The organism is Bradyrhizobium sp. I71, from assembly GCF_022354745.1.
Lineage (GTDB): Bacteria > Pseudomonadota > Alphaproteobacteria > Rhizobiales > Xanthobacteraceae > Bradyrhizobium > Bradyrhizobium liaoningense.
In genome coordinates this window covers 3,294,127-3,313,882 of record NZ_CP059398.1, presented here as the reverse complement: position 1 = coordinate 3,313,882, position 19,756 = coordinate 3,294,127, and the positions used below count along the sequence as shown (strand labels likewise).

17 protein-coding genes are annotated in these 19,756 nt (G+C 64.4%); 5 read left to right on the top strand and 12 right to left on the bottom strand.

Annotated features, from left to right (window positions below; translation table 11 throughout):
* Positions 1 to 300: 300 nt before the first annotated feature.
* Positions 301 to 831, top strand: coding sequence for an SH3 domain-containing protein (locus FJV43_RS16100; protein ID WP_028176484.1), 531 nt, complete (start codon positions 301 to 303; stop codon positions 829 to 831).
* Between the two features lie 144 nt (positions 832 to 975).
* Here the strand turns inward: FJV43_RS16100 and irrA are convergent, their stop codons facing one another.
* Complete coding sequence (gene irrA / locus FJV43_RS16095) at positions 976 to 1,467, bottom strand: iron response transcriptional regulator IrrA (RefSeq protein ID WP_035674497.1); 492 nt, start codon at positions 1,465 to 1,467, stop codon at positions 976 to 978.
* A 351-nt stretch (positions 1,468 to 1,818) separates the two neighbouring features.
* Here irrA and fabA point away from each other — a divergent pair, with 351 nt between their 5' ends.
* From fabA to fabI, 3 genes are all read left to right on the top strand, one after another.
* Positions 1,819 to 2,340: a 3-hydroxyacyl-[acyl-carrier-protein] dehydratase FabA gene (gene fabA, locus FJV43_RS16090; RefSeq protein ID WP_239628432.1), complete on the top strand. Its 522-nt coding sequence runs from the start codon at positions 1,819 to 1,821 to the stop codon at positions 2,338 to 2,340.
* A 39-nt stretch (positions 2,341 to 2,379) separates the two neighbouring features.
* The gene (fabB, locus tag FJV43_RS16085) at positions 2,380 to 3,603 is read left to right on the top strand and encodes a beta-ketoacyl-ACP synthase I (RefSeq protein WP_194390569.1); all 1,224 of its coding nucleotides are present in this window, start codon (positions 2,380 to 2,382) and stop codon (positions 3,601 to 3,603) included.
* 122 nt (positions 3,604 to 3,725) lie between these two features.
* Positions 3,726 to 4,526, top strand: a complete 801-nt coding sequence (gene fabI, locus FJV43_RS16080; RefSeq protein ID WP_239628430.1) for an enoyl-ACP reductase FabI — start codon at positions 3,726 to 3,728, stop codon at positions 4,524 to 4,526.
* Positions 4,527 to 4,578: 52 nt separating this feature from the next.
* Here the strand turns inward: fabI and FJV43_RS16075 are convergent, their stop codons facing one another.
* The 4 genes from FJV43_RS16075 to FJV43_RS16060 form a co-directional block, all read right to left on the bottom strand.
* Positions 4,579 to 5,175, bottom strand: a complete 597-nt coding sequence (locus FJV43_RS16075) for a glutathione S-transferase family protein (protein WP_239628428.1) — start codon at positions 5,173 to 5,175, stop codon at positions 4,579 to 4,581.
* Between the two features lie 138 nt (positions 5,176 to 5,313).
* Positions 5,314 to 6,162, bottom strand: coding sequence for a hypothetical protein (locus tag FJV43_RS16070; protein WP_239628426.1), 849 nt, complete (start codon positions 6,160 to 6,162; stop codon positions 5,314 to 5,316).
* A gap of 81 nt (positions 6,163 to 6,243) precedes the next feature.
* Positions 6,244 to 6,699 carry a GNAT family N-acetyltransferase gene (locus tag FJV43_RS16065; RefSeq protein ID WP_239628425.1) on the bottom strand — a complete coding sequence of 152 codons (456 nt, stop codon included), beginning with the start codon at positions 6,697 to 6,699 and terminating at the stop codon, positions 6,244 to 6,246.
* A gap of 5 nt (positions 6,700 to 6,704) precedes the next feature.
* Positions 6,705 to 7,631, bottom strand: a complete 927-nt coding sequence (locus tag FJV43_RS16060) for a hydrogen peroxide-inducible genes activator (RefSeq protein WP_239628423.1) — start codon at positions 7,629 to 7,631, stop codon at positions 6,705 to 6,707.
* A gap of 114 nt (positions 7,632 to 7,745) precedes the next feature.
* On the opposite strand from FJV43_RS16060, the gene katG reads away from it, so the two are divergent.
* On the top strand, positions 7,746 to 9,911 hold the full coding sequence (gene katG, locus FJV43_RS16055) for a catalase/peroxidase HPI (RefSeq protein WP_239628421.1): 2,166 nt from the start codon (positions 7,746 to 7,748) through the stop codon (positions 9,909 to 9,911).
* 220 nt (positions 9,912 to 10,131) lie between these two features.
* Here the strand turns inward: katG and pnp are convergent, their stop codons facing one another.
* From pnp to nusA, 7 genes are all read right to left on the bottom strand, one after another.
* Entirely contained in the window at positions 10,132 to 12,294 is a 2,163-nt protein-coding gene (gene pnp / locus FJV43_RS16050; protein WP_239628419.1) for a polyribonucleotide nucleotidyltransferase, read from the bottom strand.
* Between the two features lie 376 nt (positions 12,295 to 12,670).
* Positions 12,671 to 12,940, bottom strand: a complete 270-nt coding sequence (rpsO, locus tag FJV43_RS16045) for a 30S ribosomal protein S15 (RefSeq protein ID WP_008540131.1) — start codon at positions 12,938 to 12,940, stop codon at positions 12,671 to 12,673.
* Between the two features lie 2 nt (positions 12,941 to 12,942).
* Positions 12,943 to 14,061, bottom strand: coding sequence for a tRNA pseudouridine(55) synthase TruB (truB, locus tag FJV43_RS16040; RefSeq protein ID WP_239628417.1), 1,119 nt, complete (start codon positions 14,059 to 14,061; stop codon positions 12,943 to 12,945).
* Positions 14,058 to 14,504 carry a 30S ribosome-binding factor RbfA gene (gene rbfA / locus FJV43_RS16035; protein WP_239628415.1) on the bottom strand — a complete coding sequence of 149 codons (447 nt, stop codon included), beginning with the start codon at positions 14,502 to 14,504 and terminating at the stop codon, positions 14,058 to 14,060. Before rbfA ends, truB begins: the two co-directional genes overlap by 4 nt.
* Before the next feature lie 153 nt (positions 14,505 to 14,657).
* On the bottom strand, positions 14,658 to 17,366 hold the full coding sequence (infB, locus tag FJV43_RS16030) for a translation initiation factor IF-2 (RefSeq protein WP_239628413.1): 2,709 nt from the start codon (positions 17,364 to 17,366) through the stop codon (positions 14,658 to 14,660).
* Positions 17,367 to 17,436: 70 nt separating this feature from the next.
* Positions 17,437 to 18,120: an RNA-binding protein gene (locus tag FJV43_RS16025; protein WP_239628411.1), complete on the bottom strand. Its 684-nt coding sequence runs from the start codon at positions 18,118 to 18,120 to the stop codon at positions 17,437 to 17,439.
* Between the two features lie 23 nt (positions 18,121 to 18,143).
* A complete protein-coding gene (gene nusA / locus FJV43_RS16020) occupies positions 18,144 to 19,754 on the bottom strand; it encodes a transcription termination factor NusA (RefSeq protein ID WP_239628409.1) in 1,611 nt (536 codons plus the stop codon).
* Between the last annotated feature and the right edge of the window lie 2 nt (positions 19,755 to 19,756).

The following is a 19,756-nucleotide window of genomic DNA, read 5'->3' as shown; positions in this document are numbered from 1 at the left end:
GGTCCGCCTCTGTCGCCAAAGGCCGGCCGTTGAGGCCTCATTAACCCGGTTGTTCGACACTGCCCTTGCCGTGTCCGTCCCCGGCGCTTCCTCCAAGCTCTCCCGACATTTCCGGCCGGAAAATCGGGGCAAACTGGTTGTTCAAGTGCCCGTCCTCTCTAGCAGAAGGCCGGGCCAAGACAAGAACCACGGGCCAAGGCTTGGAACCCGCGTGGGGCGGGAAAAGGGGCAGGCGCGGCAGGGTTTTGGAATTTGGGGTGAGGATCCGGTCTGGCCGGGTCTTCGACAGGAGACGGGTTGATGGCGTTGGGGCGTTTTTGTTCGGTGATGGCGCTCGTTTGCACCTGGTTGAGCGCCTCGGTCGGCCCCTCGCATTCGGCGAAGGACAATACCCCGCAGACCGCCAGCGGCTTGCCGGTGCCGCGCTATGTCAGCCTCAAATCGGATCATGTGAACGTCCGCGCCGGCCCGACCAAGGACAATGACGTCGCCTGGGTCTACACCCGCGCCGGCCTGCCGGTCGAAATCACCGCCGAGTTCGAGAACTGGCGCAGGGTGCGCGATTCCGAGGGCGCTGAAGGCTGGGTCTATCACTCGCTGCTGTCGGGCCGCCGCACCGCGGTCGTCACCATGAAGCACAAGGACGACCTCGCCCCGATCTACGACCGGCCCGATCCCGACAGCGCGGTTGCAGCAAAGCTCCAGGCCGGCGTCGTCACGCAGGTGAAGAAGTGCGCTGCAAACTGGTGCCGCGTCATCGGCAACGGCTTTGACGGCTGGATCCAGCAGGAGCGCCTCTGGGGCGTCTATTCGGACGAGCAGGTGAATTGACGCCGCAGGCGGGGCGAAACCGTTACCCCAACGTTCATGCCCGGGCTCGTCCCGGGCATCCACGTACTTTCACGCTTAGCCCAAGAACGTGGATGGCCGGGACAAGCCCGGCCATGACGATCAGATCAGCGATGTAGGACGACCTCAGCGCTTCTTGCGCAGGCGCACGACCATGTCGATGCGGGAGATCTCGTAGCCCTCGGGCACCTCCGGCATCTTCGACAGCGCCAGATGCGGGTCCTCGATGTCGACCAGCTCATGGCTGTTCTCGAGGTAGTAGTGATGGTGGGTCGTGACGTTGGTGTCGAAATAGGTCTTGGTGCCGTCGACGCTGACCTGGCGGAGCAGGCCGGCATCGGTGAGCTGGTTCAACGTGTTGTACACGGTCGCCAGCGATACCGGAACCTTGGCCAGCGTCGCTTCCTCGTAGAGCATTTCAGCCGTGAGGTGACGTGCACCCTTGCCGAACAGCAGCCAGCCGAGCGCCATGCGTTGGCGCGTCGGACGGAGCCCCGCGGACTGGAGCATTTCGTTGACGTCGTGCCACGGGCAGCCGGTCAAGGCCGGCTGGCGGCCGGACAGGAGGGCCGCAGCATGGGCGTCGTCGTCGTAGTGGGACGCGGTATTCTCGGTCATTTCCAGATTTCGGGCACGCGTGAACAATATCTCTTTGTAGTATAAGAAGAGAAAGATGCAGATGCAAGTTTCTCGCAACTAGAGAGGTTCTAATCAGGCCTGGAACCGCGTGGTGAGCGCGTCATTTTACCTTCATGGATGCGCTTTGCCACCCGAAATGGCCTGTGTTAGAGAGCGCGCGGTTCCGCTTAGCCGATTTTGGCGCAGCCGAGCATGAAGGCTTGGTTCGCAGTCCATCCGGGGCTTGCGCGAGTCGCGGCCGACGGTGGCAATTGGCGTTGCTGTCCGATCGAGACGGGGCCATTTTCGCCAAAGAACGCCGCTCAATCGGGATTGAACAGAGGCTCGTGAATGCTGAACAGGCGCAACGGTTATGATTACGAAGATCTGCTGGCCTGTGCCCGCGGCGAGATGTTCGGTCCGGGCAATGCCCAGCTGCCGCTGCCGCCGATGCTGATGTTCGACCGCATCACGGAGATCACCGACAATGGCGGCGAATTCGGCAAGGGCCTGGTGCGCGCCGAGCTCGACGTGAAGCCTGACCTCTGGTTTTTCGGCTGCCATTTCAAGAACGACCCGGTGATGCCGGGCTGCCTCGGCCTGGATGCGCTGTGGCAAATGGTCGGCTTTTACCTCGGCTGGGTCGGCGGCGAAGGCCGCGGCCGGGCGCTCGGCCTGAGCGAGCTGAAGTTCGGCGGCCAGGTGCTGACCGACGCCCGCAAGGTTGTGTACAACATCGACATCAAACGCGTGATGCGGGCAAAGCTGGTGCTCGGCATCGCCGACGGGTGGCTTTCGGTCGATGACCAGATTATTTATCGCGCCAAGGATCTGAAGGTCGGCCTGTTCAAGCAGGGCACCAACCTGGTCTGAGCGCATCACCAAAAAGACAACGATTGAGGCGAGGCTGTCATGAGGCGGGTTGTGGTCACCGGAATGGGCATCGTCTCGTCCATCGGAAACAACACCCAGGAAGTGCTTGCGAGCCTTCACGAGGCGAAGTCTGGCATTTCGCGGGCAGGGAAATATGCCGAGCTCGGCTTCCGTTCGCAGGTGCAAGGTGAGCCCACGCTCGATCCGTCGACGGTGGTCGACCGCCGCGCGATGCGTTTCCTCGGCCAGGGTGCGGCGTGGAATCACGTCGCGATGGAGCAGGCGATCCAGGACTCCGGCCTGTCGCCGGATGAAGTCTCCAACATCCGTACCGGCATCATCATGGGCTCCGGCGGTCCCTCGGCCCGCACCATCGTCGAAGCCGCCGACATCACCCGCTCCAAGGGACCCAAGCGCGTCGGCCCGTTTGCCGTGCCGAAGGCGATGTCTTCCACGGCCTCCGCGACGCTTGCAACCTGGTTCAAGATCAAGGGCGTGAACTATTCGATCTCCTCGGCCTGCGCGACGTCGAACCATTGCGTCGGCAATGCCTATGAGACGATCCAGATCGGCAAGCAGGACATCATCTTCGCCGGCGGCTGCGAGGAGCTGGACTGGTCGCTCTCGGTGCTGTTCGACGCCATGGGCGCGATGTCCTCGAAATACAACGACACGCCGGCCACGGCGTCGCGTCCCTACGACCTCAATCGCGATGGCTTCGTCATCGCCGGCGGCGCCGGCGTGCTGGTGCTGGAAGAGCTCGAGCATGCCAAGGCGCGCGGTGCGCGCATCTATGGCGAGATCGTCGGCTATGGCGCGACCTCGGACGGCCACGACATGGTGGCGCCGTCGGGCGAAGGCGCCGAGCGCTGCATGCGCATGGCAATGTCGACGGTGAAGACCAGGGTCGACTACATCAATCCGCACGCGACCTCGACACCCGCCGGCGATCCGCCGGAGATCGAGGCGATCCGGAAAGTGTTCGGCGTCGGCGAGAAGTGCCCGCCGATCTCGGCGACCAAGGCGCTGACCGGCCACTCGCTGGGCGCCACCGGCGTGCAGGAAGCGATCTATTCGCTGCTGATGATGAACAACGGCTTCATCTGCGAGAGCGCGCACATCCAGGAGCTCGATCCCGTGTTCGCCGACATGCCGATCGTGCGCAAGCGCATCGACAACGTCAAGATCGGCACCGTGCTGTCGAACTCCTTCGGCTTCGGTGGCACCAACGCCACGCTGGTGTTCAGCCGGCTGGATGCGTGACATCATTGTTGGTGCATTGTTGATTTCTTCGTCATGGCCGGGCTCGTCCCGGCCATCCACGTCTTGGCCTCAAGCATCGAAGCGATGGGCCCGGCCACGGCGAAGCGGAAGGTGATGGTGAGATGGAAGGTCTGATGAAAGGCAAGCGCGGTCTGATCATGGGCATCGCCAATGATCACTCGATCGCCTGGGGCATGGCGCGGACGCTGCATGCCCATGGCGCAGAGCTTGCCTTCACCTTCCAGGGCGAGGCGCTCGGCAAGCGCGTGAAGCCGCTGGCGGAGCAGCTTGGCGTGGATCTGGTTCTGCCTTGCGACGTCGAGGACATCGCCAGTGTCGATGCCACCTTCGCTGCGCTCCGCGAGCAATGGGGCCGGCTCGACTTCGTGATCCACGCGATCGGCTTTGCCGACAAAAACGAGCTCAAGGGCCGCTACGCCGACACCAGCCGCGAGAATTTCTCGCGCACCATGGTAATCTCCTGCTTTTCGTTCACGGAGGTCGCAAAACGCGCCGCCGAGCTGATGACGGAAGGCGGCAGCATGATCACGCTGACCTTCGGCGCGTCGGAGCGCGCGATGCCGAATTACAACGTGATGGGCGTGGCGAAGGCGGCGCTGGAAGCTTCCGTGCGCTATCTCGCCGCCGATTTCGGACCGCGCGGCATCCGCGTCAACGCGATCTCCGCGGGCCCCATCCGCACGCTCGCCGGCTCCGGCATCGGCGAGGCGCGGGCGATGTTCGCCTTCATGCAGAAGCACTCCCCGCTCCGTCGCGGCGTCACGCTCGACGACCTCGGCGGCTCGGCGCTGTATCTGCTGTCGGATCTCTCCGGCGGCGTGACCGGCGAGATCCACTACGTGGATTCCGGCTACAACGTCATCCTGATGCCGCGGCCGGACAATCTGAAGACGGAAGGCTGACCTGTAAGCATGATCCTTCGGAAAACCGCTGCACACTTTTCCGAATTATGCGCTAACCGGCCGCGATCTTCTCCGCGCGCTGGAACGCCGGCCGCGCCATGCAGCGCGCCAGATAGGCGTCGAAGGCCGGCCGCGACGGCACCATCTTGAACAGCCGTACCGCGAAATTCAGGCCGGAGCCGACCGTGATGTCGGCGGCGGAAAATTCTTCGCCGAGAATCCACGGTCCTTTTTCAAGTGCGGCTTCCAGCACGTCGAACACCTGCGTCGCGCTGCCCCACGCCGCGGTCGAGGTCGGGATCTCGATCTTGGTGAAGATCTGGATGATGGCGGGCTCGATGCAGCCCGGCGAGAAGAACAGCCATTGCAGGTAGCGCGCGCGGCGCGGGTCGGTCACGCCAGGCGCCAGCTTCGTCTCGGGATAGCGGTCGGCGATGTAGGCGCAGATGGCGGCGGCTTCCGCGAGCGCCGCGTCGCCGTCGGTCAGCGCCGGCACCTTGCCCATCGGGTTGATCTTTAGAAAGTCCGGCGTCTTCTGCGCGCCGGTCGAAATATCGGTCAGCACGCGCTCGTAGGGCAGGCCGCTCTCTTCCATCAGCCAAAGCGTCGTGAACGAGCGCGAGCGGGGAGACCAGTAGAGCTTGATCATGGCGAGGAACCTCCTCAACGTGAAGCGCGACGAGGCTCATTCATCGCCTGTCCGCCGCGAATCCGCAACGTACAAGTCCCAATGCGTGGAGGTGATGCCTTGCGACATCCTGGTCGACGGACCACGGCGGCGAGTCGCTTAATCTTCCTTGAGATAGCCGGGGAGAGTCCGGTCGAGCCTCGCCGCAACGAGCGCGCGGGTCCTTTCTCGCAACGTTGTATTGCCCGCCGCGGTGGCGGGAGGATCGGGAAACTGCGAATTGTCGAGCTTGGTGATCGGATCTTCCGTCAGCCTCATGCTCTCGGCGAGATTGGAGCCGAAATTCGCGAAGTGCCGATTGATCGGCTCATAGCTCCTGCCGTCAATCAGGTTGACCGCAACATTGGCGAACAAATGCGAATGTCTGGCGAAAGAGCCGAGGCCCCGGCTGTAGGCGCCGATGCCGTCCAGAACCAGGCTGGAGCCTTGCAATTCGGTCTTGTACCTCGTCACCACGAGATAGCGGTCGCAATTCGCATTGGCGGTGATGTTGCGAACGATGGCCGGTAAACGCTCGCTCGGATCCGGAAAGAGCCTGGATTTCGGATTGTAGAATGGCTCGAACGCTCCCTTGGGGTAGCTGATCTTCCTGATCGACGGATCAGCGCCGCTTGCGGCACGCACACGCGCCAGCGGGATGTCGTCAAGGCTCCAATCGTCGATCGGAATCTCGTTGAATTCGGTCTCGAACACCGTGAGGCCGAACTTCTCGACCGAGAACCGACCGCCGATCGCTGAAATGACGCCCAGGCGGCAAGGGCCGGTCTCGATCGCTGCCGGCTGCTTCGTGGCCGCATTGGCCTTCGCTGCATTTGGCTTGGCGGCGGGTTTCTTGACAGCCGGTTTGACCGGCGCGCCAGGAGCCGCCGATGTGGGGACCTCGGCCCATCCAGTGGCAGTCAGGCACGATGAAGCGAGGACGATGGCGACGATGAAACGACAGAACATGATCGGGGAATGAGCGGTCGAAAGTGTGAGAGCTGCAAAACTAGAGCGTGTAAGCCGCGCCTGCAAGCATGGCGCGCGGCTTCAAGCTGCCCTCTTCCACCGGTAATATTTCATCATGAACCCATTCGACGGCTCGATCTCTTCCTTCTCGAATACAAAACCCTCGCGCTCGTACCAGCGCCAGGCCTTTTCGTTCTCGCGCACGCAACGCAGGTACATTTCATCGGGCATCTGCGTCCGCGCAAACGCGAGCAGTCGCCGCCCGAGCGAACGACCCTGATAGTCTGGCGCGATGAAGAGCATGTCGAGATAGAGCTTTGGCACATGCAGCGCCAGCATCGCAGCGACCGTGCCGTTGTCGTCGGCGACGAACAGGCTCCAGCCGTTCGCGATCTCGCGCCTGATGCGCGCACGCAAGTTGGCCAGGAGGAAGTCGCTCGTCTCGGCAAGCCCGGTCGAGGCCCAGCTCTCCATCCAGACGCGGCCGACCTCATCATACTCGTCTGCGCGGGCAGGGCGGATGACAGGGTGCGGCATCGGAGCTAGGCCCGCTGGCTGCGCACGCTCTGACGCGCGCGCACCTTGCCGGCCGACAGGCAGACCACCTCGGAGATTTGCAGCAGCTGCCGTGCGAGCGGGCTGGTCTTGCGCCACACCATACCGATGGTGCGCGACGGCTCGGGGTCGCGGAAGCGCGCCAGCGAGACCGAGGCCGATCGCGTCTCCACCGGCACCGCCATCTCCGGGATCAGCGTCACGCCGATGCCGGCGCTGACCATCTGGACCAGCGTCGAGAGCGAGTTGGCGTCCAGCATCTCGCGCGGCGGCGCCGACTGCATGTTGCAGAAGGAGAGCGCCTGGTCGCGGAAGCAGTGCCCCTCTTCCAGCAGCAGAAGCCGCATCTCGCGCATCATCTCCCGCGACGGCACCGGTGTGCCCTCGTCGGAGCCCGGCCGGACCAGCAAGAATTTCTCTTCGAACAGAGCGACCTCGGTGAGCGAGGGCTCCGACACCGGGAGTGCCACGATGGCGGTGTCGAGCCGGCCTTCCACCAGTTCCTGGATCAGCCGGGGAGTCATGGTCTCGCGCACGCGGATATCGAGCTCTGGATGCATGCGCGTGAGATTCTTGGTGATCTTGGGCAGCAGGTAAGGCGCGATCGTCGGGATCATGCCGATGCGCAGGCGGCCGGCAAAGCGGTCCTGCGAGGCCCGGGCGAAATCACCGAGTTCGTCGACCGAGCGCAGGATGTCACGGACGCGCTGGGCGAGCTCCTCGCCGAACCGGGTCAGCGCAACCTGCCGCGCGCTGCGCTCCAGCAGCAGCCCGCCGAGCGTCTCCTCCAGCGCCTTGATTTGCATCGACAGGGCCGGTTGCGAGATGGAACAGGATTCGGCCGCGCGGCCGAAATGGCCGTGGCGCGCCAGCGCATCGAAATACCGGAGCTGGCGCAGCGTCAGATTTATCATAAGAAAATCCTATCGCAGCGATCACTAAAGTCAACTTCCCCTGATGGGATGCGGCGCTTACAGTGGTTCTACCTGGTCAAGGGCGCGAGTTCGACGCCGCCAGAGGAGGTATTCATGGACGACACTTCGAAGTGCCCGTTTTCGGGCGGAAAACCCGCGCGTGCCAACCGCGACTGGTGGCCAACTCAGCTCGACATCGAGGTCCTGCACAAGAACTCGAACAAGTCCGATCCGATGGACAAGGACTTCGACTACGCGAAGGAGTTCAAGTCGCTCGACTTGAATGCGGTCATCAAGGACCTGACCGCTCTGATGACGGATTCGCAGGAATGGTGGCCCGCCGATTTCGGTCACTATGGCGGCCTCATGATCCGCATGGCCTGGCACAGCGCGGGCACTTACCGCATCACCGACGGCCGCGGTGGCGCCGGAGCCGGTCAGCAGCGTTTCGCGCCGCTCAACAGCTGGCCCGACAACGCCAATCTCGACAAGGCGCGCCGTCTGCTCTGGCCGATCAAGCAGAAATACGGCCGCAAGATTTCCTGGGCCGATCTGATGGTGCTCGCCGGCAACGTCGCGCTGGAATCGATGGGCTTCAAGACCTTTGGTTTCGCCGGCGGTCGCGTCGACGTCTGGGAGCCGGAAGAGCTCTATTGGGGTCCGGAAGGCACCTGGCTCGGCGATGAGCGCTACAGCGGTGAGCGTCAGCTCGCCGAGCCGCTCGGCGCGGTGCAGATGGGCCTGATCTACGTCAATCCGGAGGGGCCGAACGGCAAGCCGGATCCGGTCGCTGCGGCCAAGGACATCCGCGAGACGTTCGCCCGCATGGCGATGAACGACGAAGAGACCGTCGCGCTGATCGCCGGTGGCCACAGCTTCGGCAAGACCCACGGCGCCGGCGATGCGTCGCTGGTCGGTCCGGAGCCGGAAGCGGGCGCGCTGGAAGATCAGGGGCTCGGTTGGAAGAGCAAGCATGGGACGGGCCTGGGTGCTGATTCCATCACCAGCGGCCTCGAGGTGACGTGGACGACGACCCCGACCAAGTGGAGCAACAACTTCTTCGAGAACCTGTTCAATTTCGAATGGGAGCTGACGAAGAGCCCGGCTGGTGCGCAGCAGTGGACGGCCAAGAACGCCGAGGCGATCATCCCCGATGCTTTCGACAAGTCGAAGAAGCATCGGCCGACGATGCTGACGACCGACCTCTCGCTGCGCTTCGATCCCGTGTACGAGAAGATCTCGCGTCGCTTCCTGGAGAACCCGGATCAGTTCGCGGACGCCTTCGCCCGCGCCTGGTTCAAGCTGACCCATCGCGATATGGGCCCGATCCAGCGCTATCTCGGCCCGCTGGTGCCGAAGGAGACGCTGATCTGGCAGGATCCCATTCCGGCCGTCAATCACGAGCTGGTCAGCGATCAGGACATCGCCGCCCTGAAGACCAAGATCCTGGGCTCCGGCCTCTCGGTGTCCGAGCTGGTCTCGACCGCCTGGGCGTCGGCCTCGACGTTCCGCGGCTCCGACAAGCGCGGCGGCGCCAATGGCGCGCGCATCCGCCTTGCCCCGCAGAAGGACTGGGAGGTGAACGAGCCGGCTCAGCTCGCCAAGGTGCTCGGCAAGCTCGAAGCGATCCAGAAGGACTTCAATGCGTCATCCGGCGCGAAGAAGGTCTCGCTGGCGGACCTGATCGTGCTCGGCGGCACCGCCGCGGTCGAGAAGGCCGCCAAGGACGCTGGCGTCGATGTGAAGGTCGGCTTCACGCCGGGCCGCATGGACGCCTCGCAGGAGCAGACGGATGCGGCTTCCTTCGCGCCGCTGGAGCCGCGGGCCGATGGCTTCCGCAACTACATCGGCAAGCGGCATCAGTTCATGCATCCTGAAGAGGCGCTGGTCGATCGCGCGCAGCTGCTGAGGCTGACCGGTCCGGAGATGACGGTGCTGGTCGGCGGCCTGCGGGTGCTCGGTGCGAATGCGAACGGTTCGAAGCACGGCGTCTTCACTTCGAAGCTGGGTACGCTGAGCAACGACTACTTCGTCAACCTGCTCGACATGAGCACGCAGTGGACGCCGTCGGCCGACGGCTCCTATGAGGGGCGCGACCGCAAGACCAACGCGGTGAAGTGGACCAGCACGCGTGTCGATCTCATCTTCGGCGCACACTCGCAGCTCCGCGCCTTCGCCGAGGTCTATGCCACCTCGGACTCCAAGGAGAAGTTCGTCAAGGACTTCGCCAAGGCATGGACCAAGGTGATGAACCTCGACCGGTACGACATCGTGGCGTGAGGTCAGGTTCACCTCTCCCGCTTGCGGGAGAGGTCGACGCGCGAAGCGCGGCGGGTGAGGGTTCTCTCCGCATTGGAAGTCTCTCTGAGGAGACACCCTCTCCCCAGCCCTCTCCCGCAAGCGGGAGAGGGAGCGCATATCGGCCGGAGCATGAACAACGGCACAAACAAAAAGGGCGGCCGCTCGGCCGCCCTTTGTGTTTCTGGCTGGGTGCGAGAGCTTACTCGCCCGCCGCTTCGCGCGGGGCCTTCTCGCCCTCGGCGGCCTTCTCCTTGGCCTCGAGGTCCTCGCCGGTGGTCTGGTCGACCACCTTCATCGACAGGCGGGTCTTGCCGCGATCGTCGAAGCCGAGCAGCTTGACCTTGACCTTGTCGCCTTCCTTGACGACGTCGGAGGTCTTCTGCACGCGGCTGGAAGCGAGCTGGCTGATGTGGACGAGGCCGTCCTTGGAGCCGAAGAAGTTCACGAAGGCGCCGAACTCCATCACCTTGACGACGGTGCCGTCATAGATCTGGCCGACTTCGGGCTCGGACGCGATCGACTTGATCCACTTGATCGCGGCCTTCATGGCTTCGCCGTCGCTGGAGGCGACCTTCACGGTGCCGTCGTCCTCGATGTTGACCTTGGCGCCGGTCTTCTCGACGATCTCGCGGATCACCTTGCCGCCGGTGCCGATCACTTCGCGGATCTTGTCGGTCGGGATCTTGAAGGTCTCGATGCGCGGCGCATATTCGCCGAGCTCGGCGCGGGCGTTGGTCAGCGCCTTGGCCATCTCGCCGAGGATGTGGATACGGCCGTCCTTGGCCTGGCCAAGGGCGACGCGCATGATCTCTTCGGTGATGCCCTCGATCTTGATGTCCATCTGGAGCGAGGTGATGCCCTGCTCGGTACCGGCGACCTTGAAGTCCATGTCGCCGAGATGGTCCTCGTCACCGAGGATGTCGGAGAGAACCGCGAAGCGCTTGTCTTCGAGGATCAGGCCCATCGCGATGCCCGCGGTCGGCCGCTTTAACGGCACGCCCGCATCCATCAGCGCCAGCGAGGCGCCGCAGACCGACGCCATCGACGAGGAGCCGTTGGATTCGGTGATCTCCGAGACCACGCGCACCGTGTAGGGGAACTCGTGGTGCGGCGGCAGCACCGGATGGATCGCGCGCCAGGCCAGCTTGCCGTGGCCGATCTCGCGGCGCTTGGTGCCGCCGAGGCGGCCGGTCTCGCCGACCGAATAGGGCGGGAAGTTGTAGTGCAGCAGGAACGTTTCCTTGTACGTTCCCGACAGCGCGTCGATGTACTGCTCGTCCTCGCCGGTGCCGAGCGTGGTCACGACCATCGCCTGGGTCTCGCCGCGGGTGAACAGCGCCGAACCGTGGGCGCGGGGCAGCACGCCGACTTCGGCGATGATGTTGCGGACCGTCTTGCTGTCGCGGCCGTCGATGCGCTTGCCGGTGTCCAGGATGTTCCAGCGAACGATCTTGGCTTCCAATTCCTTGAACACGCCGGCGACGCGGAGCTTGTCGTATTTCGGCTCCTGCCCTTCGGGGAAGTAATGGGCGATCACCTTTTCCTTGACCTTGCCGACCGCGGCGTAGCGATCCTGCTTGACGGGAATCGCGTAGGCGGCGCGCAGCTCCTGCTCGACGAGGCCGAGCATCTCCTTCTCGAGCGCGGCGTTGTCGATCACGGTGACTTCGCGCGGCTCCTTGGCGGCCTTCTCGGCGAGCTCGATGATCGCGTTGATCACCGGCTGGAAGTGGCGGTGACCGAACATCACGGCGCCGAGCATGATGTCTTCGTTCAGCTCCTTGGCTTCCGATTCCACCATCAGCACGGCGTCGGCGGTGCCGGCGACGACGAGGTCGAGCTGGGTGTCGACCATCTCGTCGAGCGTCGGGTTGAGGATGAACTCGTCATTGGCGAAGCCGACGCGCGCTGCGCCGATCGGGCCCTTGAACGGGGCGCCGGACAGGGTCAGCGCAGCCGACGACGCGACCAGCGCGACGATATCCGGGTCGTTCTCCATGTCGTGCGACAGCACGGTGACGATCACCTGGGTCTCATTGCGCCAGCCGTCGACGAACAGCGGGCGGATCGGACGGTCGATCAGGCGGGAGACCAGCGTCTCCTTCTCGGTCGGACGGCCCTCGCGCTTGAAATAGCCGCCGGGGATGCGGCCGGCCGCGTAGGTCTTCTCCTGGTAGTCGACGGTCAGCGGCAGGAAGTCGACGCCTTCGCGCGGCGCCTTCGCCGCAACGACAGTGGCGAGCACCACGGTCTCGCCATAGGTGGCGACGACGGCGCCGTCGGCCTGGCGGGCGATCTTGCCGGTTTCGAGCTTGAGTGGGCGTCCGCCCCAGTCGATCTCGACTGAATGCTTATTGAACATAGTGGTCTTCTTTCATGGGTTCTCGAAAGAAGGGCCGCGTCGAAAAACAAAAACCATGCGCAAGATTGCGGGACGCTGATCGGAGCGGATGATCAGCGTCCTGCGATCCTGCCATGGTTTTTGGATTTCGGATGGCGTCCATCCTTTCGGGTCATACGGGCGCCTTGCCCGTTGTGCCCAGCCGCCGGATTGCTGCTGGACTGTCAGTCGGCACGAACGCGAACACCGAACCGCGGTCTTCACTCTTCATGCCCGGATGCGAATCCTCAAAGACGCGCATCCGACGCGCACGCAGCCTCGATCAAAAACCTTTAAGGAAGCGCTTTCGTTCGAAACCACGCACGAAAACGCGCGCCAGTGGCGCGCGCAGGAACACTTAACGACGAATATTGTGCTTCTCGAGCAGCGCCTTGTACCGCGCCTCGTCCTTCTTCTTGAGATAGTCGAGGAGCGAGCGGCGGGTCGAGACCAGCTTCAAGAGGCCGCGACGCGAATGGTTGTCCTTCACGTGGGTCTTGAAATGGTTGGTGAGGTTGTTGATGCGTTCCGACAGGATCGCGACCTGAACCTCGGGCGAGCCGGTGTCGCCGGCCTTGGTGGCATTCGTCTTGATGACTTCCGCTTTGCGTTCTGCGGCAATCGACATCGTCAATTTCTCTCGTTGCGACCGGAGCTGGCAGTCAGGCCGGTCAGGTTGAACACACGCTTGGGGATGATTTCGCCATTGCCGACTTCAGCAAGCGCGAGAAGCCGGCCTGCCACCGTGACATAGACTGTGCCGCTACAAGTGGGCGCATCCCGTCCGCGCAACAAAACGGCTTGGCCCCGATGGAGCCTTGCCGCATCAGCCCGAGTGACGGCCAGTGCCGGGATGTCGTCCAGCGCGGTCTCAACGGGCAAAAGCGCGTCGGCGAGGCTTCCCTCGCCGGACGCGGCTCTATCGCACAAAGCCTCCAACTGATCCAGCGGAATCATGTCGTTTTCGCCGAACGGGCCGACCAAGGTCCGCCTGAGGGCGCAGATATGGCCATAAGTGCCGAGAATCCGGCCCATATCGCGGGCCAGGGCGCGGACATAGGTGCCCTTGCCGCACTCGGCCTCGAATACGGCTCGGTCCTTATCCGGTTGATCTACAAGGGTTAAATGGTGAATCTCGACCGGCCGGGGGGCCAGTTCCACGACCTCGCCGTCGCGGGCGAGGTCATAGGCGCGCTCGCCCTGGATCTTGATCGCGGAATAGCGTGGCGGGATCTGCTCGATCACCCCGGTGAAGCGGGGCAGAAGAGCCAGGATCGCCTCCCGGGTCGGGCGCTGGTCGGAGGTCGCGGTCACCCGGCCCTCGATGTCGTCGGTGTCGCGCTCCTCGCCCCAGCAGACCGTGAACTGGTAGCGCTTGCGGCCGTCCATCACGAAGGGAACGGTCTTGGTGGCTTCGCCGAGTGCGATCGGCAGCCCGCCGGAGGCGAGCGGATCGAGCGTACCGGCGTGGCCGGCGCGCTTGGCGTTGAACAGGCGCTTGAGCACCGCAACCGCCTGCGTCGAGGTCATGCCGATCGGCTTGTCGAGCACGACCCAGCCATGGACGTCGCGGCGGTCCCGGCGCGGCTGGTTGCCCTTCTGCTGCTTGGCGCGCGGATCGTTGTTGACGCGGCGCGGCTCCTGATGCGGCCGGGCATCGCCTCCCAGATCCGCCAAATTATTCTTCTGCACCTCGCGCTGATCGGCATCGTTGCCGCCGATGGTGCCGTGAGCCGGGTCCATGGTCATTGTTCTTCTTCCCGATCCGAAGCCGGATTCTGTTCCAGATCCTTGTCCAAGTCCTTCTGCACCGCAGGTGTTCGCAAAAGCTTCTCGATCCGTTCCGCTTCGTCGAATCGCTCGTCGACGCGGAAGCGAATGTCAGGTGCAAATTTCAGGTTAACGCGCCGCGCGACCTCGCCGCGCAGGAATTTCTTGTTGCGTTCGAGCGCCGCGATCACGATCTCGGTGTCGCGGCCGCCAAGCGGCATCACGTAGACCGTCGCGAGCTTCAGGTCGGGCGACATCCGTACCTCCGGCACGGTGATGATGTGACCTTCGAGATCCCCATCATGTACGTTGCCTTGCGCCAGAATATCGGCCATCGCGTGGCGAACCTGCTCGCCGACGCGCAACTGTCGCTGCGAGCCTCCGCCGGGCGCGGAACTTTTCTTCTGTTGGTGGCGTGGCATTCTCGAAAATCACCTCGTCATGCCCGTGCTTGGGACACGGGCATTGTCGTTTTCCTGTTGAAACGAAGAGGGGTGGATGGCCGGAAAGATCCGGCCATCGCACTCCCGCAATTTCAGTTCAAAAAGATCCGAGCGCTTCGGTAAGATTTGGACTTACAGGGAGCGCTGAATCGTCTCCACGCGATAGCACTCGATCACGTCACCGGCACGCATGTCGTGATAGCTCTCGAAGGCCATGCCGCATTCCTGGCCCGACTGGACTTCCTTCACTTCGTCCTTGAAGCGCTTCAGCGTCGACAGCTTGCCTTCGTGCACCACGACGTTGTCGCGGATCAGGCGCACATTGGCGCCGCGTTCCACGGTGCCGTCGGTGACGCGGCAGCCGGCGACCTTGCCGACCTTGGAGATGTTGAAGATCTCCAGGATCTCGGCATTGCCCAGCATGGTTTCGCGCAAGGTCGGCGCGAGCAGACCGCTCATCGCCTTCTTCACGTCGTCCACGAGGTCGTAGATGATGTTGTAGTAGCGGATCTCGATGCCGTTGCGCTTGGCGGCCGCAGCGGCTTCCTTGTTGGCTCGGACCGAGAAGCCGATGATCGCGGCGTTGAAGCCTTCCGCGAGCGTCACGTCGGATTCCGAGATTCCGCCGACGCCGGCATGCAGGATGCGGGCTGCGACTTCGTCGGTGCCGAGCTTCTCCAGCGAGCCGAGGATCGCTTCCAGCGAGCCCTGCACGTCGGCCTTGACGATCAGCGGGAATTCCTTGCGGCCCGCCGTCTTCAATTGCGACATCATCTGCTCTAGCGAGCCGCGCATACCGGAGATCGAAGCTGCCGCGTTCTCGCGCTTCTGGTGCGCACGGTAGCTGGTGACCTGACGGGCGCGGGCTTCGTTCTCGACCACCGCGAGACGATCGCCGGCCTCGGGCGGACCGTTGAAGCCGAGCACTTCAACCGGTACCGAGGGACCGGCCTCCTGCACCGTCTCGCCCTGATCCGAGATCAAGGCGCGGACACGGCCCATTTCGGCACCGGCGACGATGATGTCGCCGACGCGGAGCGTGCCGCGCTGCACCAGCACGGTCGCAACCGGACCACGGCCGCGATCGAGCTTGGCCTCGATCACGGTGCCCTCGGCCGGACGCTGCGAATTGGTCTTCAGGTCGAGGATTTCGGCCTGGAGCGCGATCATTTCGAGCAGCTTGTCGAGATTGGTCTTGTTCTTGGCGGACACCTCGACGTCGACGACCTCGCCGCCGAAGGATTCCACCTGCACCTCGTGCTGAAGCAGCTCGGTGCGCACGCGCTCGGGCTTGGCGTCGGGCTTGTCGATCTTGTTGATGGCAACGATGATCGGCACTCGCGCCGCCTTGGCGTGGTTGATGGCCTCGACCGTCTGCGGCATCACGCCGTCATCGGCCGCGACCACCAGCACCACGATGTCGGTGACCTTGGCGCCGCGGGCGCGCATCGCGGTGAACGCGGCGTGGCCGGGCGTATCGATGAAGGTGATCTTCTTGCCGCTTTCGGGCGACACCACCTGATAGGCGCCGATGTGCTGGGTGATGCCGCCGGCCTCGCCGGAGACGACGTTGGCGTGACGGAGTGCGTCGAGCAGCGAAGTCTTGCCGTGATCGACGTGACCCATCACGGTCACGACGGGCGAGCGCGTTTCGGTATCGGTGGAATCGTCGACGGTGTCGAACAGGCCTTCCTCGACGTCCGACGCGGCAACGCGTTTGACGGTGTGGCCCAGTTCTTCGGCGATCAGCTGCGCGGTGTCGGCGTCGATCACGTCGGTGATCTTGTGCATCGCGCCCTGCTTCATCAGCATGCGGATGACGTCGACCGCGCGCTCGGCCATGCGGTTGGCGAGCTCCTGGATGGTGATCGCTTCCGGAATGACTACCTCGCGGATGAGCTTTTCCTTCGGCTCGTTCGAGGCGTGGCCCTTCAGGCGCTGGGTGCGGCGGCGGAACGAAGCGATCGAGCGCTCGCGCACCTCGTCGGCGTTGAGCGCGGTGACCACGGTGAGGCGGCCGCGCTCCTTCTGCGGGCCGGGCTTGTGGGTGGTCTTCGGGGGAGGCGCGGGACGCGCGGCGCCGCCGGGACCGCGACGGATCTGGCGCGGAGCTTCGTCCTCATCAGGCTCGGCTGCAACTGCGGGGCCGCGACCTGCCGGTGCACCCGGGCGCTGCGCGGTCGTCGTTGCGGGACGCGCCGTCGTGGTTCCCGGGCGGGTCGTGGTGGTTCCGGGCCGGGCCGCGGGGGCGCCGGGCCGCGGCGCAGGCGCGGCCGGTGCGGCGGTTGCGGGGCGCGCGGCCGCTGCGGCCTGCTCGCCTTCGCCAAAACGCTTCTTGGCTTCGCTCTCGGCCTTCCGCTTGGCTTCGTCCTCGTGGCGATGGCGCTCGTCCTCGGCCTTGCGGCGGGCTTCGGCGGCTTCGCGCTCGGCGCGTTCGGCGGCCTCGCGGACGGCGCGGCGCTGGGCCTCTTCCTCGGCCTGGCGGCGTTCTTCGACTTCGCGCAGCTTGGCATCGGCCAGCGCGCTGGCGCGGGCCGAACGTTCGTCCTCGGTCAGGGTACGCAGCACCACGCCGGAACCGGCGTTGCGAGGCGGGGCGGGCGGAGCCGGGCGCGACGGCGCGGCGGGTGCCGCCGGCGCCGGCTTTGCGGCCACCTCAGGCGCGTGCGGCTCGGGGCCATCGCCAATGCGGCGCTTGCCGCGCTTCTCGACCACGACCTGCTTGCTGCGGCCATGGCTGAAGCTCTGGCGCACGGTCCCCGTTTCGACGCGCGGCTTGAGCGATAGCGTCTTGCTCGGAACGCTCAGCTTCTTGTCGCCAGGGGTCTTGGTATCAACCATTCAGCAGTCCTAATCCTGATTTATCAGTGTTGTGCGTTGCCGCACCGTCCAATTGGGTCGTCGTTGTCTCTCAGAAATCCTGGCCGTGCTTTTCGGCAGTCTTGTCATCGTCCGCCATCCGGTATCGGACCAGCATCTGGCTACGTGACAGGAATGACCTGCTCGCCGGGCCCGCGAGCAGCGCAGCATGTATCACATTTGACCGGGTGAGTGCCAAATCCAATTCTACCGATTTCAGTGCGGTGACGACGGGAATCTGCGGCTCAGCGCCGCGATTTCCGGCATTTTGACGTGCCAGCATGTCCAATTTGCGGATTCCGTCCGCGGCCCCGTCGCTGGCATGGATCAGGACCTCGACCGTGCCCTCCCGAAGCGCGCTCTCGACCTTGCCGAAGCCGGCCACGACCTGGCCCGCCTTGGCGGCGATCCCAAGGGCTTCCGTCACGCTCCGAACCAGGAGCGCCTCGATGTCGGTGGGAAGCGTCTGAGGGATGCGCAGATCGCGCTTGAAGGCCCTGCTAAATTGGTGACGCCGGACGGCTTCCGCAACCACCTTGCGTGAGGCGGTGATCCACATGCCGCGTCCGGGCAGCTTGCGCTTGAGATCGGGAACCACCTCGCCTTGCGGCGATACGACGAAGCGGATCAGCTCGTCGATCGGCCGGACCTCGCGACTGACCGCGCACATGCGCATGGTCGCGGACCTTTCGGTCCGCGGCCCATGGTCGAGTTCGCTGTCAATGCTGGCGAGCATCCGGATGACATCCTCCCTGGCCCTTACGCCGGCTGGTCTTCGGTCGCCGCAGCCTCTTCGGCAGGCTTGGCGATATCGGCTTCGGTGATCCAGCCGGCCTTGACGCGGGCCTGCATGATCATCGCTTCGGCATCGTCACGGGAAATGTCGATGCCATCGAGCGCACCGGCGTGCTTGGTCGGCTCGCTGCCTTCCTTGCGCTCGGTCCAGCCGACCAGATCGTCGGTGGCGCAGCCGGCGAGGTCGTCGACCGTCTTGATGTCGTTCTCGCCGAACTTCACCAGCATCTTCGAGGTCACGCCGGGCACGTCCTTGAGCGCGTCCTCGACACCGAGCTCCTTGCGCCTGGCCTCGAGCTCGGCTTCCTGCTGCTCCAGATATTCGCGGGCGCGGTTCTGGAGCTCTTGCGCGGTCTCCTCGTCAAAGCCTTCGATGCCGGCGAGTTCCTTGACGTCCACCATCGCGAGTTCCTCGACCGAGGTGAAGCCTTCGGACGCCAGCAGCTGGCCGACCACTTCGTCGACGTTGAGCGATTCCATGAAGACGCGAGTGGAGTTCTCGAAGTCGGCCTGGCGGCGCTCCGATTCCTCCTGCTCGGTCAGGATGTCGATGTCCCAGCCGGTGAGCTGCGAGGCCAGACGCACGTTCTGGCCGCGGCGGCCGATCGCCAGCGAGAGCTGGTTGTTGGTGTCGGGCACCACGACCTCGATGCGCTCGCGGTCCTCGTCGATGACGACCTTGGAGACTTCGGCCGGCGCCAGCGCGTTGACCACGAAGGTCGCGATGTCGGGCGACCAGGGGATGATGTCGATCTTCTCGCCCTGCAGTTCGTTCACCACGGCCTGCACGCGCGAGCCGCGCATGCCGACGCAGGCGCCGACCGGATCGACCGAGGAATCGCGGGAAATCACGCCGATTTTCGCGCGCGAGCCGGGATCGCGGGCCACCGCCTTGATCTCGACGATGCCGTCATAGATCTCAGGCACTTCCTGCGCGAACAGTTTCGCCATGAATTGCGGATGAGTGCGGGAGAGGAAGATCTGTGGGCCTCTCGTCTCGCGGCGGACGTCGAAGATGTAGGCGCGGACGCGGTCGCCGTTGCGGAACACTTCGCGCGGCAACATCTCGTCGCGGCGGATGATGGCCTCGCCACGGCCGAGATCGACGATCACGCTGCCATATTCGACGCGCTTGACGACGCCATTGACGATATCGCCGATGCGGTCCTTGAATTCCTGGTATTGCCGGTCGCGCTCGGCCTCGCGCACCTTCTGCACGATCACCTGCTTGGCCGATTGCGCGGCGATGCGGCCATATTCCAGCGGCGGCAGGGTGTCGGCGATGGTGTCGCCGACCTGGGCACCGGGATTGGCGCGCTGCGCGTCCACCAGCGAGATCTGGTTGGCATGGTTTTCGACCTTGTCGACCACCAGCATGTGGCGCGACAGCCGCAGCTCACCCTTTTTCGGGTCGATCTCGGCATGAACGTCAGTTTCGCTGCCGTAACGGGCCCGCGCCGCCTTGGCGATGGCGTCCTCCATCGCGGCGATGACGATGCCGCGGTCGATCGATTTCTCGCGTGCAACGGCGTCCGCGATCTGAAGCAATTCAAGTCGGTTGGCGCTGACTGCCATGG

Excerpts from the sequence above, each read along its gene's own strand:
- truB (WP_239628417.1), bottom strand. The coding sequence starts at position 14,061 with ATGACCATGGACCCGGCTCACGGCACCATCGGCGGCAACGATGCCGAT.
- FJV43_RS16060 (WP_239628423.1), bottom strand. The coding sequence starts at position 7,631 with ATGATAAATCTGACGCTGCGCCAGCTCCGGTATTTCGATGCGCTGGCG.
- infB (WP_239628413.1), bottom strand. The coding sequence starts at position 17,366 with ATGGTTGATACCAAGACCCCTGGCGACAAGAAGCTGAGCGTTCCGAGC.
- fabB (WP_194390569.1), top strand. The coding sequence starts at position 2,380 with ATGAGGCGGGTTGTGGTCACCGGAATGGGCATCGTCTCGTCCATCGGA.
- FJV43_RS16070 (WP_239628426.1), bottom strand. The coding sequence starts at position 6,162 with ATGTTCTGTCGTTTCATCGTCGCCATCGTCCTCGCTTCATCGTGCCTG.
- katG (WP_239628421.1), top strand. The coding sequence starts at position 7,746 with ATGGACGACACTTCGAAGTGCCCGTTTTCGGGCGGAAAACCCGCGCGT.
- pnp (WP_239628419.1), bottom strand. The coding sequence starts at position 12,294 with ATGTTCAATAAGCATTCAGTCGAGATCGACTGGGGCGGACGCCCACTC.
- fabI (WP_239628430.1), top strand. The coding sequence starts at position 3,726 with ATGGAAGGTCTGATGAAAGGCAAGCGCGGTCTGATCATGGGCATCGCC.
- irrA (WP_035674497.1), bottom strand. The coding sequence starts at position 1,467 with ATGACCGAGAATACCGCGTCCCACTACGACGACGACGCCCATGCTGCG.
- nusA (WP_239628409.1), bottom strand. The coding sequence starts at position 19,754 with ATGGCAGTCAGCGCCAACCGACTTGAATTGCTTCAGATCGCGGACGCC.
- FJV43_RS16075 (WP_239628428.1), bottom strand. The coding sequence starts at position 5,175 with ATGATCAAGCTCTACTGGTCTCCCCGCTCGCGCTCGTTCACGACGCTT.
- rpsO (WP_008540131.1), bottom strand. The coding sequence starts at position 12,940 with ATGTCGATTGCCGCAGAACGCAAAGCGGAAGTCATCAAGACGAATGCC.
- rbfA (WP_239628415.1), bottom strand. The coding sequence starts at position 14,504 with ATGCCACGCCACCAACAGAAGAAAAGTTCCGCGCCCGGCGGAGGCTCG.
- FJV43_RS16025 (WP_239628411.1), bottom strand. The coding sequence starts at position 18,120 with ATGCTCGCCAGCATTGACAGCGAACTCGACCATGGGCCGCGGACCGAA.
- FJV43_RS16065 (WP_239628425.1), bottom strand. The coding sequence starts at position 6,699 with ATGCCGCACCCTGTCATCCGCCCTGCCCGCGCAGACGAGTATGATGAG.
- FJV43_RS16100 (WP_028176484.1), top strand. The coding sequence starts at position 301 with ATGGCGTTGGGGCGTTTTTGTTCGGTGATGGCGCTCGTTTGCACCTGG.
- fabA (WP_239628432.1), top strand. The coding sequence starts at position 1,819 with ATGCTGAACAGGCGCAACGGTTATGATTACGAAGATCTGCTGGCCTGT.